The sequence below is a fragment of the Galbitalea soli genome, assembly GCF_010686725.1.
Taxonomy (GTDB): domain Bacteria; phylum Actinomycetota; class Actinomycetes; order Actinomycetales; family Microbacteriaceae; genus Galbitalea; species Galbitalea soli.
The window spans coordinates 628,323-643,177 of record NZ_JAAGWZ010000001.1 but is presented as its reverse complement, the minus strand read 5'-3'; the positions used below and the strand labels follow the sequence as shown (position 1 = coordinate 643,177).

The 14,855-nt window shown below is 70.2% G+C and carries 13 protein-coding genes and 1 tRNA gene; 7 read left to right on the top strand and 7 right to left on the bottom strand.

What is annotated here, in order from left to right; all coding sequences use genetic code 11:
* Positions 1-90: 90 nt before the first annotated feature.
* Positions 91-1,785, top strand: a complete 1,695-nt coding sequence (locus tag G3T37_RS02990; protein ID WP_163471982.1) for an alpha/beta hydrolase — start codon at positions 91-93, stop codon at positions 1,783-1,785.
* Between the two features lie 16 nt (positions 1,786-1,801).
* Here the strand turns inward: G3T37_RS02990 and G3T37_RS02985 are convergent, their stop codons facing one another.
* Together G3T37_RS02985 and aceE are read right to left on the bottom strand one after the other, a co-directional pair.
* Complete coding sequence (locus tag G3T37_RS02985) at positions 1,802-2,989, bottom strand: helix-turn-helix domain-containing protein (RefSeq protein WP_163471981.1); 1,188 nt, start codon at positions 2,987-2,989, stop codon at positions 1,802-1,804.
* A gap of 6 nt (positions 2,990-2,995) precedes the next feature.
* The gene (gene aceE / locus G3T37_RS02980; RefSeq protein WP_163471980.1) at positions 2,996-5,722 is read right to left on the bottom strand and encodes a pyruvate dehydrogenase (acetyl-transferring), homodimeric type; all 2,727 of its coding nucleotides are present in this window, start codon (positions 5,720-5,722) and stop codon (positions 2,996-2,998) included.
* A 203-nt stretch (positions 5,723-5,925) separates the two neighbouring features.
* Here aceE and G3T37_RS02975 point away from each other — a divergent pair, with 203 nt between their 5' ends.
* The gene (locus G3T37_RS02975; protein WP_163471979.1) at positions 5,926-6,399 is read left to right on the top strand and encodes a peroxiredoxin; all 474 of its coding nucleotides are present in this window, start codon (positions 5,926-5,928) and stop codon (positions 6,397-6,399) included.
* Between the two features lie 107 nt (positions 6,400-6,506).
* Here G3T37_RS02975 and G3T37_RS02970 read toward each other — a convergent pair whose 3' ends face one another.
* Together G3T37_RS02970 and G3T37_RS02965 are read right to left on the bottom strand one after the other, a co-directional pair.
* Positions 6,507-6,680, bottom strand: coding sequence for a hypothetical protein (locus tag G3T37_RS02970; protein ID WP_163471978.1), 174 nt, complete (start codon positions 6,678-6,680; stop codon positions 6,507-6,509).
* Between the two features lie 155 nt (positions 6,681-6,835).
* The gene (locus tag G3T37_RS02965; protein ID WP_163471977.1) at positions 6,836-7,495 is read right to left on the bottom strand and encodes a DUF1345 domain-containing protein; all 660 of its coding nucleotides are present in this window, start codon (positions 7,493-7,495) and stop codon (positions 6,836-6,838) included.
* Between the two features lie 61 nt (positions 7,496-7,556).
* Between G3T37_RS02965 and G3T37_RS02960 the strand changes: the two genes are divergently transcribed.
* Positions 7,557-7,629, top strand: a tRNA-Val gene (locus G3T37_RS02960).
* A 112-nt stretch (positions 7,630-7,741) separates the two neighbouring features.
* On the top strand, positions 7,742-8,113 hold the full coding sequence (locus G3T37_RS02955) for a DUF5956 family protein (RefSeq protein ID WP_163471976.1): 372 nt from the start codon (positions 7,742-7,744) through the stop codon (positions 8,111-8,113).
* Between the two features lie 7 nt (positions 8,114-8,120).
* Here G3T37_RS02955 and G3T37_RS02950 read toward each other — a convergent pair whose 3' ends face one another.
* The 3 genes from G3T37_RS02950 to G3T37_RS02940 all read right to left on the bottom strand — a co-directional run bounded on the left by G3T37_RS02950 (position 8,121) and on the right by G3T37_RS02940 (position 10,326).
* Entirely contained in the window at positions 8,121-8,801 is a 681-nt protein-coding gene (locus G3T37_RS02950) for a lysophospholipid acyltransferase family protein (protein ID WP_163471975.1), read from the bottom strand.
* 69 nt (positions 8,802-8,870) lie between these two features.
* A complete protein-coding gene (locus G3T37_RS02945) occupies positions 8,871-9,695 on the bottom strand; it encodes a putative protein N(5)-glutamine methyltransferase (protein WP_338401156.1) in 825 nt (274 codons plus the stop codon).
* A 10-nt stretch (positions 9,696-9,705) separates the two neighbouring features.
* Positions 9,706-10,326 (bottom strand): PadR family transcriptional regulator, encoded by a 621-nt coding sequence (locus G3T37_RS02940; protein ID WP_163471973.1) that lies wholly within the window; start codon positions 10,324-10,326, stop codon positions 9,706-9,708.
* A gap of 173 nt (positions 10,327-10,499) precedes the next feature.
* On the opposite strand from G3T37_RS02940, the gene G3T37_RS02935 reads away from it, so the two are divergent.
* Genes G3T37_RS02935 through G3T37_RS02925 form a run of 3 tightly spaced genes read left to right on the top strand, consistent with a single transcriptional unit; the run spans position 10,500 to position 14,831 of the window.
* Positions 10,500-11,402 (top strand): EamA family transporter, encoded by a 903-nt coding sequence (locus tag G3T37_RS02935; protein ID WP_163471972.1) that lies wholly within the window; start codon positions 10,500-10,502, stop codon positions 11,400-11,402.
* Positions 11,403-11,411: 9 nt separating this feature from the next.
* Positions 11,412-14,003, top strand: a complete 2,592-nt coding sequence (locus G3T37_RS02930) for a purine-cytosine permease family protein (protein WP_163471971.1) — start codon at positions 11,412-11,414, stop codon at positions 14,001-14,003.
* A 9-nt stretch (positions 14,004-14,012) separates the two neighbouring features.
* On the top strand, positions 14,013-14,831 hold the full coding sequence (locus G3T37_RS02925; RefSeq protein ID WP_163471970.1) for a Nif3-like dinuclear metal center hexameric protein: 819 nt from the start codon (positions 14,013-14,015) through the stop codon (positions 14,829-14,831).
* Positions 14,832-14,855: the final 24 nt, after the last annotated feature.

The following is a 14,855-nucleotide window of genomic DNA, read 5'->3' as shown; positions in this document are numbered from 1 at the left end:
GCATTTCGCGTACGAACGGGCCCCGGCGGGCGTCGATGTACCCCGATCGGGCGGGGTGTGACGAGCCGCCACAGCCCGTAGATTCGAGGAATGGACAACGAGTGGCCGCCGCCCCCGCCCCGGCGACCCCGCATCCGGCGGAGCACCCTCATCACGATCGGCGTCGTCGTCGCCGTCGTCTCGACCTCGACCGTGCTGTCGAAGGTCGTGGGCGACGCGGCCGGCTCCTTCGAGGCGGCACCCGCCTCCGCCATCTCTGCTGAGACCCAGCCCTTCTACACGCAGAAGCTGCACTGGAATCACTGCGACAGTGGACTCCTGTGCACGACGGTGAGCGAGCCGCTCGACTGGTTCCGGCCGAGCGGGCCGCGGATCGACGTCGCCCTCGTGAAGCATCCGGCGAGCGGAACGCGCACGGGTTCGCTGCTCGTCGACCCCGGTGGGCCGGGCGGTTCCGGCACCGCGATGATCGAGGATTCCGTCCTCGACGCCGTCGACAGCACGATCGCGCGGCACTTCGACGTCATCGGCTTCGACCCGCGGGGTGTGGGAGCCTCGACACCCGTGACCTGCTACGACTCGGCCGGCATGGATCGCTACCTGTACGGGATCCTGCCGGGGCCGATCGGCTCCGACCGCTGGATCGCTGCCGACATCGCGCGGGCGAGAGCCTATTCGGAATCCTGCGCGGAGAACACGGGACACCTCCTGGCCGAGGTCGACTCGATCAGCGTCGCACGCGACATGGACGTGATCCGCGCCGCGCTCGGGGAGTCGCGCCTCAACTACCTCGGCTACTCCTACGGCAGCTATCTCGGCACGCTCTATGCGGGGCTCTTCCCCACGCGCGTCGGCAGGTTCGTCTTCGACGGCGCCGAGGATCCGTGGAGCGGTTCTTCTGACGACACTCCGGCGGGTCTCTCGCCCTTCGAGGGCGACGAAGACATGGTCGACACCCAGAGCCTGGGGTCGGGGCAGACACCGGATGTCGCGGCCAGGCCCGCGCACCCCGACACGAGCCAGGCGGTCGGCTTCGAGAACGCGCTGCGCTCCTTCGTCTCGGCCTGCACTCACTCGCGCCGGATCGCGACCGACGGGCGGCGCTGCGCCGTCCACGGCACGGTCGACCAGGGCATGGGCGAGATCAAGGCCCTCCTGGGCCGGGTTGCGGCGCATCCCCTGCGGGCGAGTGACGGCCGCCTCCTCGGAGATGCGACGCTCGCGGTCGCCATCACCGGTGCCTTGTACACGACCGACACCTGGCCCGACCTCAACGATGCCCTCCGGGCGGCCGCACGCGGACGGGCCGATGCCGCCTTCAGCCTCGCCGACGACTACAACGATCGGGACGAATCAGGGCGGTACGAGGATCAGTCCACGGTCGCCGGTCACGCGGTGGACTGCCTCGAGTACGGGTCGGAGTTCAACGTGATCGAGATGCGCCAGGCCGCAGAGCAATTCGTGCACGATGCGCCCGTTCTCGGCATCTACGAGGCCTACGGCGACGCCGACTGCGCCTACTGGCCCTACGGACCGAGCTTCTTCCCCACGCCGATCCACGCGCCGACCGCCGGCCCCATCCTCGTCGTGGGGACGACCCGCGATCCCGCGACACCCTACGAGGACGCCGTCGCACTCAGCAGGCAACTGCGGAGCGCGCACCTCGTGACCTTCGACGGCGACGGGCACACCGCCTACGCCAAGGGGAACGACTGTGTGGACGGCGCCGTCGACGACTATCTCTTACACGGCGCGCTGCCCGCTGCGGATCCGCACTGCAGCTAGCGCCCGGGCGCACCCGTCAGCGGCGGCGCGCCGGATCGGGGTCGGCGATCGAGCCGACGATGAGGGCCGCCTGCAGGATGAGTGCCTCGCGCGCCCCCGTCGCGTCCCAGCCGATGACCTCGCTGATCCGCTTGAGCCGGTAGCGCACCGTGTTCGGGTGCACGAACAGCTCCCGCGCCGTCGCCTCGAGCGAGCGCCCGTTGTCGAGGTAGCACCACAGGGTGCTGAGAAGCTCGGTCGAGTGGGACTGGAGCGGCTTGTAGATGCGGTTGATGAGCGTCGACCGGGCCAGTGGATCGCCCGCGAAGGCTCGCTCCGGCAGCAGATCGTCGGCGAGAGTGGGGCGCGGAGCGTTCCGCCACGATCGCGCGACCGCGAAGCCGGCCAGGGCGGCGCGCGCGCTCTTGGAGGCATCCACGAGCGTCGCCACCTCGTGGCCGAGTACGAGGTGACCCGGGCCGAAACCGGGCTCCAGTTGCTTCGCGATCTCGAGGAACGGCAACGGCGGCTTCGCGTCGTCGCCCTCGGCCGGGGCGGGCTCCGCCCGACCGATCACGAGCACCAATCGGTTGCCCTGCACCCCGATGAGCACGTCGGCGTCGAGGTGGCGGGCGGTGCGGCGCAACTGGTCCACGTCGAGGACCCGCGGCGTGGTGCCGACGAGCACGCAGACCTCCCCGTGGCCGTTCCAGCCGAGGGCGGCGATGCGACTCGGCAGTTCGTTGTCGTACTCGCCGCTGAGGATGGAGTCGACGACGAGTGCCTCGAGCCGGGCATCCCACAGGCCACGGGCTTCGGCGGCGCGCGCGTAGACGTCCGCGGCGGCGAAGGCGATCTCGCGCGAGTAGAGGAGGATCGCCTCGCGCAGGATGTCGTCGCCGTCTTTGACGCGCTGCTCGACCACCTCCACCGTGATGCGGATCAGCTGCAGGGTCTGCTGCAGGCTCACCGAGCGCAGCAGCTCGCGCGGCGCGGCGCCGAAGACATCGGCCGCGATCCAGGGTGTGGAGGTGGGGTCGTCGAACCAGCTGATGAAGGAGGTGATGCCCGCCTGCGCCACGAGTCCGACCGCGGACCGCCGCCCCGGCGGCATGTCGCCATACCAGGGCAGCGTGTCCTCGAGTCGTTTCAGCGTCGCGGTCGACAGCTCACCGGAGATGGTGCGCAGCCACGCGAGCGTCTGCTCCTTCGTCTTGGGCGCCACGGGAGGCTAGCTCTCGCCCCCCGCGGATCCGGTGGTGCCGGCCGCGACGTCGTGCAGTCGGTACTTCTCGATGGCCGCACCGACGACGAGGCGGTCGATCTCCCCGCGCTTCGCCAAGGCCTGCAGCGTGCGGACGACGAGCGAGGGCCCATCGATCTTGAAGTACCGCCGTGCCGCGGCACGGGTGTCGGAGAATCCGAAGTCGTCGGCGCCGAGTGTCGCGTAGTCGCCGGGCACGAACTGCCGGATCTGGTCCGGCACCGCGTGCATGTAGTCGGTGACCGCGACGAAGGGGCCCGCCGCGCCCGCGAGCTTGCGGGTGACATAGGGCACCTGCGGCTCGCTGTAGGGGTTGAGGAAGTTGAACTCCTCGGCGGCGAGACCGTCGCGACGCAGCTCGGTCCACGAGGTGACCGACCAGACGTCGGCGGAGACGCCCCAGTCGCGCGCGAGCAGCTCCTGGGCTTCGAGGGCCCACGGAACCGCCACTCCCGACGCGAGCAGCTGCGCCTTCGGACCCTGCTGCGCGCTCGGCGCGAGCAGGTAGATGCCCCGCAGCAGCCCGTCGACATCCAGGTTCTCGGGTTCGGCAGGCTGGGCGATCGGCTCGTTGTAGACGGTGAGGTAGTACATCACGTTGGGATCGGGATGCTGGCCGCCGTACATGCGCTCCAGACCGGCCTTCACGATCTGACCGAGTTCGTAGCCGTACGCGGCGTCGTAGGCGACGACAGCCGGGTTGGTGGAGGCGAGCAGGATCGAGTGGCCGTCGGCGTGCTGGAGGCCCTCGCCCGTGAGCGTGGTGCGACCCGCGGTCGCGCCGACGATGAAGCCACGCGCCATCTGGTCGCCCGCCGCCCACATCGCGTCGCCGGTGCGCTGGAATCCGAACATCGAGTAGAACACGTAGACCGGGATGAGCGGCTCGCCGTGCGTCGAATACGACGTTCCGATGCCCGTGAACGCGGCGAAACCGCCGGCCTCGTTGATGCCCACGTGCACGATCGCGCCCTGCGGGCTCTCCTTGTAGGCGAGCAGAAGCTCGCGGTCGACGGAGGTGTAGTGCTGGCCGTTGGGGTTGTAGATCTTCGAGGTGGGGAAGTACGCGTCCATTCCGAAGGTGCGCGCCTCATCCGGGATGATCGGAACGACGCGATTGCCGAAGTTCGGCGCCTTGAGCAGATCTTTGAGCAGTCGGGCGAAGGCCATCGTCGTGGCGATCTCCTGCTTGCCCGACCCCTTTTTCGCGATCGCATAGGCCGATTCCTCGGGCAGCGTGATCTGCGTGTACTTGCTGCGGCGCTCGGGCACGTACCCGCCGAGCGCGCGGCGGCGCTCGTGCAGGTACTGGATCGCCTCGTCGCCCTCACCGGGGTGGTAGTACGGCGGCAGATAGGGGTTCTCTTCGAGCTGCGCATCCGTGATCGGGATGTGCATCGCGTCGCGGAACTGCTTGAGGTCGGGCAGCGTGAGCTTCTTCATCTGGTGCGTCGCGTTGCGCGCCTCGAAGCTCGGGCCGAGGCCGTAGCCCTTGACCGTCTTCGCGAGGATGACGGTGGGCTGCCCCTTGTGCTCGGTCGCGGCCTTGAACGCCGCGTAGACCTTGCGGTAGTCGTGACCACCGCGCTTGAGCTGCCAGAGCTGGTCGTCGGTGTAGTCCTTGACCATCTCGGCGACGCGGGGGTCGCGGCCGAAGAAGTTCTCGCGGATATACGCGCCGCTCTCACCCTTGTAGGTCTGGTAGTCGCCGTCGGGGGTGCGGTTCATGAGGTCGCGGAGGGCTCCCTCGGTGTCCTTGGCGAGCAGGTCATCCCACTCGCGGCCCCAGATGACCTTGATGACGTTCCAGCCGGCGCCGCGGAAGAAGCTCTCCAGTTCCTGGATGATCTTGCCATTGCCGCGCACCGGGCCATCGAGGCGCTGCAGATTGCAGTTGATCACGAAGGTCAGGTTGTCGAGGCCGTCGTTGGCGGCGAGCTGCAGGGCGCCACGGCTCTCGACCTCGTCCATCTCGCCGTCGCCGAGGAAGGCCCACACGTGCGAGTCGCCGACATCCTTGATGCCGCGGTTGGTCAGGTACTTGTTCTGCTGCGCCTGATAGATCGCGTTGATGGGACCGAGACCCATGGAGACGGTCGGGAACTGCCAGAAGTGCGGCATGAGCCGCGGGTGCGGGTAGGAGGACAGCCCGCCGGCGGCGTGGGACTTCTCCTGGCGGAAGCCGTCGAGCTGCTCAGTGCCGAGCCGGCCCTCGAGGAAGGCCCGCGCGTACATGCCGGGGGAGGCGTGGCCCTGGTAGAAGACCTGGTCGCCTCCGCTCGGGTGATCCTGGCCGCGGAAGAAGTGGTTGTGGCCCACCTCGTAGAGGGCGGCGGAGGAGGCGTAGGTGGAGATGTGGCCGCCGACACCGATTCCGGGGCGCTGGGCGCGGTGGACGGTGATCGCCGCGTTCCAGCGGATCCATGCCCGGTAGCGGCGCTCGATCTCCTCGTTGCCGGGGAAGGCGGGCTCGTTCTCGGGGGCGATCGTGTTGATGTAGTCCGTGGTGGGGACCATCGGCACGCCGAGGTGCAGGTCTTTGGAGTGCTTGAGCAGGCTGAGCATGATCTCTCGGCCGCGCTCGTGGCCCTGGGCCTCGACGACGGCGTCGAGGGATTCGTTCCACTCGGCCGTCTCGTCAGGATCCTGATCGGTGTGATTCACCGAATACGGGTCTTGATCGTTAACCGTCACCCTTGACCTCTTCCTGGTTGAGATAGTCGGTTCTAGTCCAGCCACCGGGTCGGGTCACAACCTTGGTGGGTATCGACTAGCCGAATCAATACTAGGTGTCGGAATCCTCCTCCATGCGCGTCCGTGCGCACGCGGGGGCGCAGGCGTACCATGGACCTTCGTGTTGGCCGGGCCGTGGAGTCCGGTACGAAAGGATTTCCGTCATGGCTCTGGAGAATGACACCCAGGCACCCGATTTCGAGCTTCCGAACCAGTTCGGCGAGCACATCCGCCTCAAGGACTACTGCGGCCGCAAGCCGGTCGCGCTCGTCTTCTTCCCGCTCGCGTTCTCGAGCACGTGCACCTCAGAGCTGTGCACGCTCCGCGACAACCTCGCCATGTTCCAGCAGAACGGCATCGAACTCATCGGCATCTCGGTCGACTCGAAGGCGACACTGCGTGCCTTCGCCGAGCAGGAGGGCTACGACTTCACGCTGCTCGCGGATTTCTGGCCGCACGGCGCGGTCGCCAAGGAGTACGGGGTGTTCCTCGAGGAAAAGGGCTTCGCCAACCGGGCGACCTTCGTGATCGACACCAAGGGGATCATCCGCGCGAGCTTCATCACCGCTCCGGGACAGCCGCGATCCCTCGAGGAGTACCGGCTCGCGCTCGACACGGTTCTGCCCGCCCGGGTCTGACCGCGCGCTGATTAACCGCGGGCGCGGTGAGCTGCCCAGTGCGGTAGTGACGTGGCGGGCCAGCGCCCCGGCGCGTGCCGACTCAGGCGATCGCGGCGCGTGCCGGCTCAGGAGAGCGCGTGAACCGCGGCGATGATTCCGGCGATGACCGCGCCCCACAGCCCGAGTGACGCGGCGATGGCGATGCCCCAGCCGCGAACGCGGGCCTGACCCGCGGTGAGTTCGGGCGACGGCGAGACAGCGAAGTCCGCGACCGTGCGTGAGATGGTGACGTTGCTCACGATTCCCCCCGAATCTCGACGCCCCCGCGCCTGTGGGGCCACAGTACGCCCGCCGAGGGGCGCTTCGCCAGCTTTTGCCCGCGAACTGGGGGTATGGCGGGCCGGCGCGCAGTCACCCGCGGCCGCGGGGTGCCCGGCGGACGGCGAGCGGGGCGCTAGTGCAGGATGTTCACCGCGCGGGAGATCACAAGCGCGAGCAGGATGAAGCCCGTGAGCGCCTGATACCCCATCACGAGTTTCGCCCGGTGGGTGAGCGGCATCACGTCGGTCGGGCTGAAGGCCATCATGTTGGAGAGGGCGAAGTAGGCGTAGTCCACGAAGGCCGGCTCCCAGGCGTTCGTCGGGATGCCGTTGTCCTGCTGCGGGAACCGGAAGTCCTGCGTGGCGTCATCGCGGTAACCCTCGATCCGCCGCGCCACCGCTCCGCCGCGATCCATCTCCCAGTACACCAGCGCGAAGGCGATCACGCTCGTGACCCAGACCTGGAGAGCGGTGAGCAGCACCGTCGGGCCGGGGATGTTCCCCGCCACGAGCGCGATGACGAGAGCCACCACGTACGCCTGATTCGCGAGCGTCAGCAGCACCGAGAAGACGATCGACAACCAGCGCGACCACTCCGTCTCGCGGTCGAGCCGGCGCGGATTCAGCACGACGAGCGGCAGGATCGCCGCGATGCCCAGCGTCGGAATCACCCAGCGCGGGATCGGCTGCAGCGTGTCCGGCAGGAGCACGTAGAGAACGAGGGCGAACACGGTCGCGGTGACCACGGGCCAGCGGTGCTCGGTCCGGGTTCCGGGGGGAGCTTCGGCGCGCATGGTCAGAAGTGTATGCCCGGGCGATGCCGTAGTATTGGCGGGCATTGCCCCGCGGGGCGATGGGCCTTTAGCTCAGTTGGTAGAGCGCCACGTTTACACCGTGGATGTCATCGGTTCGAGCCCGGTAGGGCCCACCCTCTCCCGTGTCGCCGGGTGAATTCTTCGTGAACGCATGATGATTGCTCATTGACCCGGGCGGCCTTCGGCGACTAGATTCGGCAGACGCGGCGACCGAAGGATGTGGGCGTGAGCAGCTGGGATGCGATTCCGAATCTTGTCGACACGAAGGGGTGGGTCGCGCTCGGGGAGTCCGAGTTCGACGCGCTGATCGCCTGGACCGCCGGTCCCGAGAACGTGGGTCGCGTCGCGACGGAAGCCGCGCCCGAGCCTGAGCCCGGTGACGGCCGGGTCGATCGCTATCTGGCCGACGCGGGCATCCCGCCCCGACCCCGTGGATTCGTCTGGTACCTGCGCGTGCCGCCGGAGACGCCCGCCGCGGAGGACTTCGTCGCCGGAATCACGGCGGTGGCGCATGACACCCCGCCCGCCGCGAGGGTGTCGCCCCTGCTGCGCCGCGAGCGGCTCGAGCAGATCATGGCCTTCGCGTACCCGGCCTGACCGGGCATCACTCCTCGCGGGCGGCCTTGCGCGAGCTGGAGTAGGCGTCGACGTACTCCTGTCCGCTCAGCGCGCGGATCGCCTCCATGATCTGGTCGGTGATGACCCGCAGCGTCTCGTGGTCGGCCTCGCCGAGGCGATACGAGTCGAAGTTCAGCGGCTCGCCGAAGGTCAGCCCGACGCTGAGGAATCGGATGCCCTTGCCGCCGACGGGCATGACCCGGTCGGTCTCCGACATCGCGACCGGCACGACGACGGCGCCGGATTCGAGCACCATCCGGGCGATGCCCGTGCGTCCGCGATGCATGCGCCCGTCGGGGCTGCGCGAGCCCTCCGGGTAGATGCCGAGGACGTTTCCCTTCTGCAGGACAGCGAGTCCGGCCCGGAGCGAGGCCTCGGAGGCCTTCCCGCCCGAGCGGTCGAGCGGGATCATCCCCGTCGCGAGCAGGAACCGCTTCAGCACCCAGGCACCGGGGCTCCGGCCGCTGAAGTAGTTGCTCGCGGCGAGGAAGTAGATGCGCCGCCGCATGTTGAGGGGGAGGATCACCGAATCGATGAAGGAGAGATGATTGCTCGCCACGATCACCGGACCGGTGCGCGGAATGTTCGACTCGCCGATCACCCGCGGACGGAACAGCACCCGCAGGAGTGGGCCCGCGATCAGGTACTTCATGATCCAGTAGAACATCGTCCGCCTCAGGGGGAGCCGCCCTGCGGGGCGGGGCTGGTGACTCGGCTCCTGCGAGTTAACCAGATTTCACGACCGCGCGAGGCGCCCCGAGACCACGGTGGCCGAACGCCGCCGCGATCGATGGATGACCGCCGCCAGCCCGCCCGCCGCCACGAGCGCGGCGGTACCCTCGGCCTGCCGCTCGCTCGTCTCGATCAGCAGGCTGCCTCCCGGCGCGAGCCACTCGGCGGCACCGGCCGCGACGCGCGCGTGCAGGGCGAGCCCGTCCTCCCCGCCGTCCAGGGTCGCGAGCGGTTCGTAGTCGCGGGCTTCGGGCGGCATCAACCGCACCTCGTCGCTGGGCACATAGGGCGCGTTGACGGCGAGCGTGTCGACCCGCCCGCGCAGCTCGTCGGGGAGCGCCGCGTAGAGGTCGCCGCAATACGTCGCCCCGCCGACGGCAGCGAGGTTGAGCCGGGCGCACGCGACGGCGACGGGGTCGAGGTCGGCCGCGATGATGCGGGCCCGGGGGAGCGCCGTGCCGAGGGCCAGCCCGACCGCTCCCGAGCCGCAGCAGAGGTCCACGATGACCGGGGAGTCCACTCCGCGGTGCCTCAACTCGGTGAGGGTCCGTCGGACGAGGTACTCCGTCCGGCGCCGCGGCACGAACACTCCGGCGGTGATTCCGACGCGCAGGCCCGCGAACTCGGCCCAGCCCACGATGCGCTCGAGCGGTTCTCCCGACTCGCGGCGACGGAGCAGCGCCTCGAGCGCGTCCCGGTCGTTGGCGGACTCGAGCAGGATGCGCGCCTCGTCCTCCGCGAACACGCAACCCGCCGCGCGCAGCCTCGTCACGACCAGTCGGGTCGCGTCGGGGTCTGGCTCGGCGGTCGCGCGGTCGTGGGGGGACACGCCGCCAACGCTACTCGGCGAGGATGGCGTAGAGGGCGCGGCGGGTGCGGTCGAGCTCGGCGATGGCCTTGCTGCGCTGGTCATCCGTCGCCGCGAAGCGGAACTGGTGAACCACGCCCATGAGCCCGGCGACGCTCTCGTGGAGTCCTGCGTCGGCTTCGGCGCGTTCCGCCGAGCCCTCCCAGATTCGGGCGAGCTCATCGGAGTGCTGGGCGACCCAGGCTCGACCCTGCTCGGTGAGCTGGAAGTCGGTGCGCTTGCCCTCGCCGATCGGCTCGATGAGCTCCTCGTCGACGAGCTGCTGGAGGGTGGGGTAGACGGAGCCCGGGCTGGGGGTCCAGGTGCCGCCGGAGCGCTCTCCGATCGCCTTGATGAGCCCGTAGCCATTGCTGGGGGCGTCGATGAGCAGGGAGAGGATCGCGAGGCGGATGTCGCCGCGACGCTTGCGGCCGGGCCCCGGGGGCATGAAACCGCGCGGACCGAAGCCGCCGAAGCCGGGACCGAAGGCGCCGGGCATTCCGTGGCCGAAGCCGCGACCGGGGCCGCCCGCGCGACCGCGGCCGAACTCGCGCGAGTCGGGGCCGCCGGGGTGGTGGTGATGGGGGTGCTGATGACTGAATTCGCTGAACATGCGATTCGTCCTTTCGGGATGGTCTGATGAGAGACGGTGGTCGCCGATCGATCGATTGGCGATGTAGTAACGATATATCGGAAATGTATCGACGTCAACCCCGTCGCGCTTCCGAGCGGCGCGGCCTCCCGCTCGTGGGCGACCCCGTCGCGCGCTCCTGAGAGGATGGGCCGGTGAACCGCGCCGTGCTCGCCCTCATCCTCGCCTCCGTGCTGTGGGGAACGACGGGCACGGCCGCGAGTCGGATGACGGGCGTGAGCCCCGTCGCGATCGGTGCGAGCACGATGGCCGTGGGTGGCGCACTGCTCTTCGGCGCGTCCGCGCGGGTGTCGATGCGGGCGCTGCGCGACCGGGCCGCCCGCCGCTGGGTACTCCTCGGCGCGGTCGGCGTGGTCGTGTACCCGCTCGCGTTCTACACGGGGATGCACCTCGCCGGTATCGCGATCGGCAACGTCGTCGCGCTCGGCTCCGGCCCCGCCTTCGCGGCGCTCCTCGAATGGATTCTCGGCGGGCGGCGTCCCGGCCCCCGCTGGCTCGCCGCCACCGGTGTCGCGGTCGCGGGAGTCGTCGTCCTCGGCGTCGCCGGCCGCGCGAGCCCTCGAGCCACCGGCGCGCCCGGGCAGGAGGTCGCCGTCGGGCTCCTCCTCGCGCTGGCCGCCGGCGCCGCCTACGCGCTGTACACCTACAGCGCGGGTCGTGTGACGGCGCTCGGGCATGGGGGACGCGCGGCGATGGGCGGCACCTTCGGCGTGGGGGCGGTCATCCTGCTGCCGATCCTGCTGGCGACCGGGGGGCCGATTCTGGCGGATGACCGCACCATCGCGCTCGCGGCGTACCTGGCCATCGGTCCGATGCTGCTGGCCTACCTGCTGTTCGGGGTCGGGATCCGCTCCCTGCGGAGCACCGTCGTCACGACCATCACGCTCCTCGAACCGATCGTCGCGACGGTTCTCGCCGTCGTCGTGGTGGGCGAGCGCTTGACGGCCGCCGGCTGGACGGGCATCGCGCTCATCGGGCTCGGAGTGGGGGTACTCATCTCGGCTCCGCCCGCTCCGGAAGTCGAGCGACACCCATAGAATTTGCGCATGACTGACGACGAGTCTCGGGGGAACGTCGGTCCTGATGAGCAGTCCGCTCCGCCAGGTCCGCGTCGATCGAGTTACACCCCTCCCGCATCCGCGCTCGCGCCGACGACGGCGGGCGGCGAATTCAGCGACGACGCCATCGCCGACGCGCTGGCCGCCGAACTCGCGAAGGCCATGTCGGGACCGATCCGGGTGATCCGACCGGCAGAGGCGGCGGCCGCCCGCGCGGCGCAGTCGGTGCCGAGCGCTCCGCCGGTCGGCCCGGCCGTGACCCTGCCCGGTCGTCCCGCTCCACCGTTCTACAGTGCCCAGCCCACCCACGCCCCCGCGGCGCCGCCCGCCGAGCCGGAGCCCGTGGCAGCGCCGGAGCCCGCCGCAGCGCCGGAGCCCACGGCCCAGCCGGAGCCCATGGCCCAGCCGGAGCCCGTGGCTGAGCCGGAGCCCGTGGCTGAGCCGGAGCCCACGGAAGAGGCGCAGCCCGCCGCAGCGCCAGAGCCAGTCGCCGCCCCCGAACCGATCGCTGCGCCTGAACCCGTCGTGCCGGCGGAGTGGGCGATGTTCATGCCACGGCCTGCCGCGAGCGACGAGCCCCTCGAGCAGCCGGAACCGGAGCCCGGCCCGCAGCCGGAGCCCGAGTCCGAGCCGCAGCAGTCGGTGCCCGTCGACCAGCCCGCCGAGGATCCCGCGTTCCTCAACTTCGCACCCCCGCCGCTCGATCCCGAGCAGGCCGCGTTCGCCCCGCTCGATGATCTTCCCGCGGTCGACCTCGATGAGGGGGAGCCCGAGGCGCCGATCACGGCCCCGGTCTACCACTTCCCTCGGGACGGGGGTGCCCACGATTTCGTCGGTCCCACGATCGACGCGGCGACCGGGGAGTTCCTTCCCTTCGGCGACCTCACGCCACCGAGCGCGACGGCCGCGACGGCGCCGGAGGCGGGCACCGAACCGATTCCCGCCGCGAATCCCGACGAGGTGCACGAACAGGAGCACGAGCACGAGCCCTTGATCGACGCGGAGCGCGCCGCACCTCTGGAGGCGAACGAGGGCGCCGTTCCGGGCGAGTTCGATGAAACCGACGAGTCCGACGAGTCCGACGAGTCCAGCGTCGTCCCGCGGGAACCGATCGCGCCCCTCGCCCTCGTCGCCCCCGTGGTGAGCATCGTGGAGTCGACCGGGCTCGAGCCCACCCCCGTCGAACAGCGGATCGGCAGAGCCGCGCGACTGTTCTGGCTCTGGTTCGCGGCCAACTCCTCCCTGGTCGGCGTCGTGCTGGGCGCGCTGCTGCTCGGGCTCGGCATGAGCCTGCGGCAGACGCTCGTGGCGACGGTCGCCGGTCTCGCCCTCTCGGCTATTCCGCTGGCGGTCACCGCGCTCGCCGGGCGGCGCAGCGGGCAGCCCACGATGATCGTCTCGCGGGCATCCTTCGGCATGATCGGCAACACGCTGCCCGCGCTCGTCGCCCTCTTCAGCCGCATCGGCTGGTCGGCGACCCTGCTGTGGCTCATCGGCACCTCCACGGCGAGCATCCTGTCGGTGACTGGCGTCACCGAGGGTTTCGCCGACGTGCAGATCGCCCTCGGCGCGATCGGGGTGGCGTTCATCCTCGTGATCGTGATCGCCTACTTCGGCTACGCGCTCATTGCCCGCATTCAGCTCATCGTGACCGCGTTCTCGGCGGTGATGATCGCCGGGTTCATCGCGCTCACCTGGCGCTCCGTCGATCTGGGGGCGGCCCTGGGGGTGCGCGACGGTCCCTGGATGCTCGTCGTCACGGGTGCCGTGCTCGTCTTCAGCCTCGTCGGAGTCGCGTGGGCGCACAGCGGCGGCGACCTCGCCCGCTATCAGCGCTCGGCGGGCGGCAGCGCGGCGACGAGTCTGTGGCCCACGATCGGAGCGGCACTGCCGGCCGCGGTGCTGATCGGCTACGGCGCGCTCCTCGCCGCCTCCAGCGAGCGGTTCGCGAGCGGGGTCAGCGTGAGTCCGCTCACCGCGATCGGCCAACTGCTCCCCGCCTGGTACCCGCTTCCCCTGCTCGTCGCGACGGCCCTGAGCCTGTTCTCGGGCGCCGCCGTCTCGCTCTATTCCGCGGGCCTCGCCATGCAGGCCGCTGGGCTGCGCATGATGCGCTCACTCGCCGTGCTGCTGAGCGGGATCATCGTGCTGGTCGCCGCGGTGGGAATCACTCTCGCCACCGGCGACGCCTCCGTGCTCCTGCGCGATGTCGCGACGACCGCGGCCGTGCCGGTCGCCGCCTGGTGCGGGATCGTCGCCACCGATCTGCTCTCGCGGCGCCGGCCCTATGACTCGGCCGCGCTTCTGCGCCGGGGCGGGCGGTACCCCGACGTGCGCTGGGGCAACCTCATCGGCTTCATCGTCGCCTCGATCCTCGGCCTCGGCTTCCTCCGCGCCGACCTCCCGGCGCTGCAGTGGGAGGGGTTCTTCTTCGGACCGCTCGGGCTCACGGCGCACAGCACCCTGGTGGGGAGCGACATCGGCGTGTTCGTGGCGCTCGGGCTGGGCATCCTCTGGCCCCTGTTCGGCGGAATCGCGGCGGTGCGCCGCCAGGAATCCGCGGTCGACCCGGCGGAATAGACTGGTCGGGTGTCGTACACCGTTGCCCAGATCACCGCGGTGGCGAACGAGCTGTGGCCGCTCGAGGGCGCGGAGGGCTGGGACGCCCCCGGACTTCTGGCCGGTGATCCGAGTGAGCCCGTCACCAGCATCCACCTCGCCGTCGACGCCACCGTGGAGGTGGCCGACGAGGCCGTCGCCGCGGGTGCCGGACTGCTGCTCGTGCATCATCCGCTTCTGCTGCGCGGCGTCACCACCGTCGCCGAAGACCGCTACAAGGGCGCGGTGCTCGGCCGGCTGATCCGCGGCGGCTGCGCACTCCTGGCGGCCCACACCAACGCTGACGTCGTCGAGACGGGAACGTCCGCGACTCTCGCGGAGGCCCTCGGCATTCGGGATGCCCGCCCGCTCGTGCCCCAGACCGACCCCGCTCGCGGCATCGGCCGGGTGGGCACACTGCCCACGCCGACCACGCTCGGTCGTCTCGCGCGAGCCCTCGCCGAACTCCTGCCGCCCACGGCCGGGGGAGTCCGGGTCTCCGGCGAGTACGAGCAGCCCGTTCGCACCGTCGCGGTGTGCGGTGGCGCCGGCGACTCGCTGCTCGGCGAGCGAGGGGTCCGGGAGGCCGACGTCTACATCACCTCAGACCTGAGGCATCATCCGGCATCGGAATTCCGCGAGAACGCGCGTGTCGCGGGGGGTGCGGCCCTCATCGATATCTCACACTGGGCAAGCGAGTGGCTGTGGTTGGATGTTGCAGCGGCCGAGCTGCGTGCCCGCCTCGACGGGGTCACGGTGACGGTCAGCGATCTCCGCACGGATCCGTGGGATTTCGTCGTTGTCCACTAGCTGCTCGCCACCACAATCACAGGG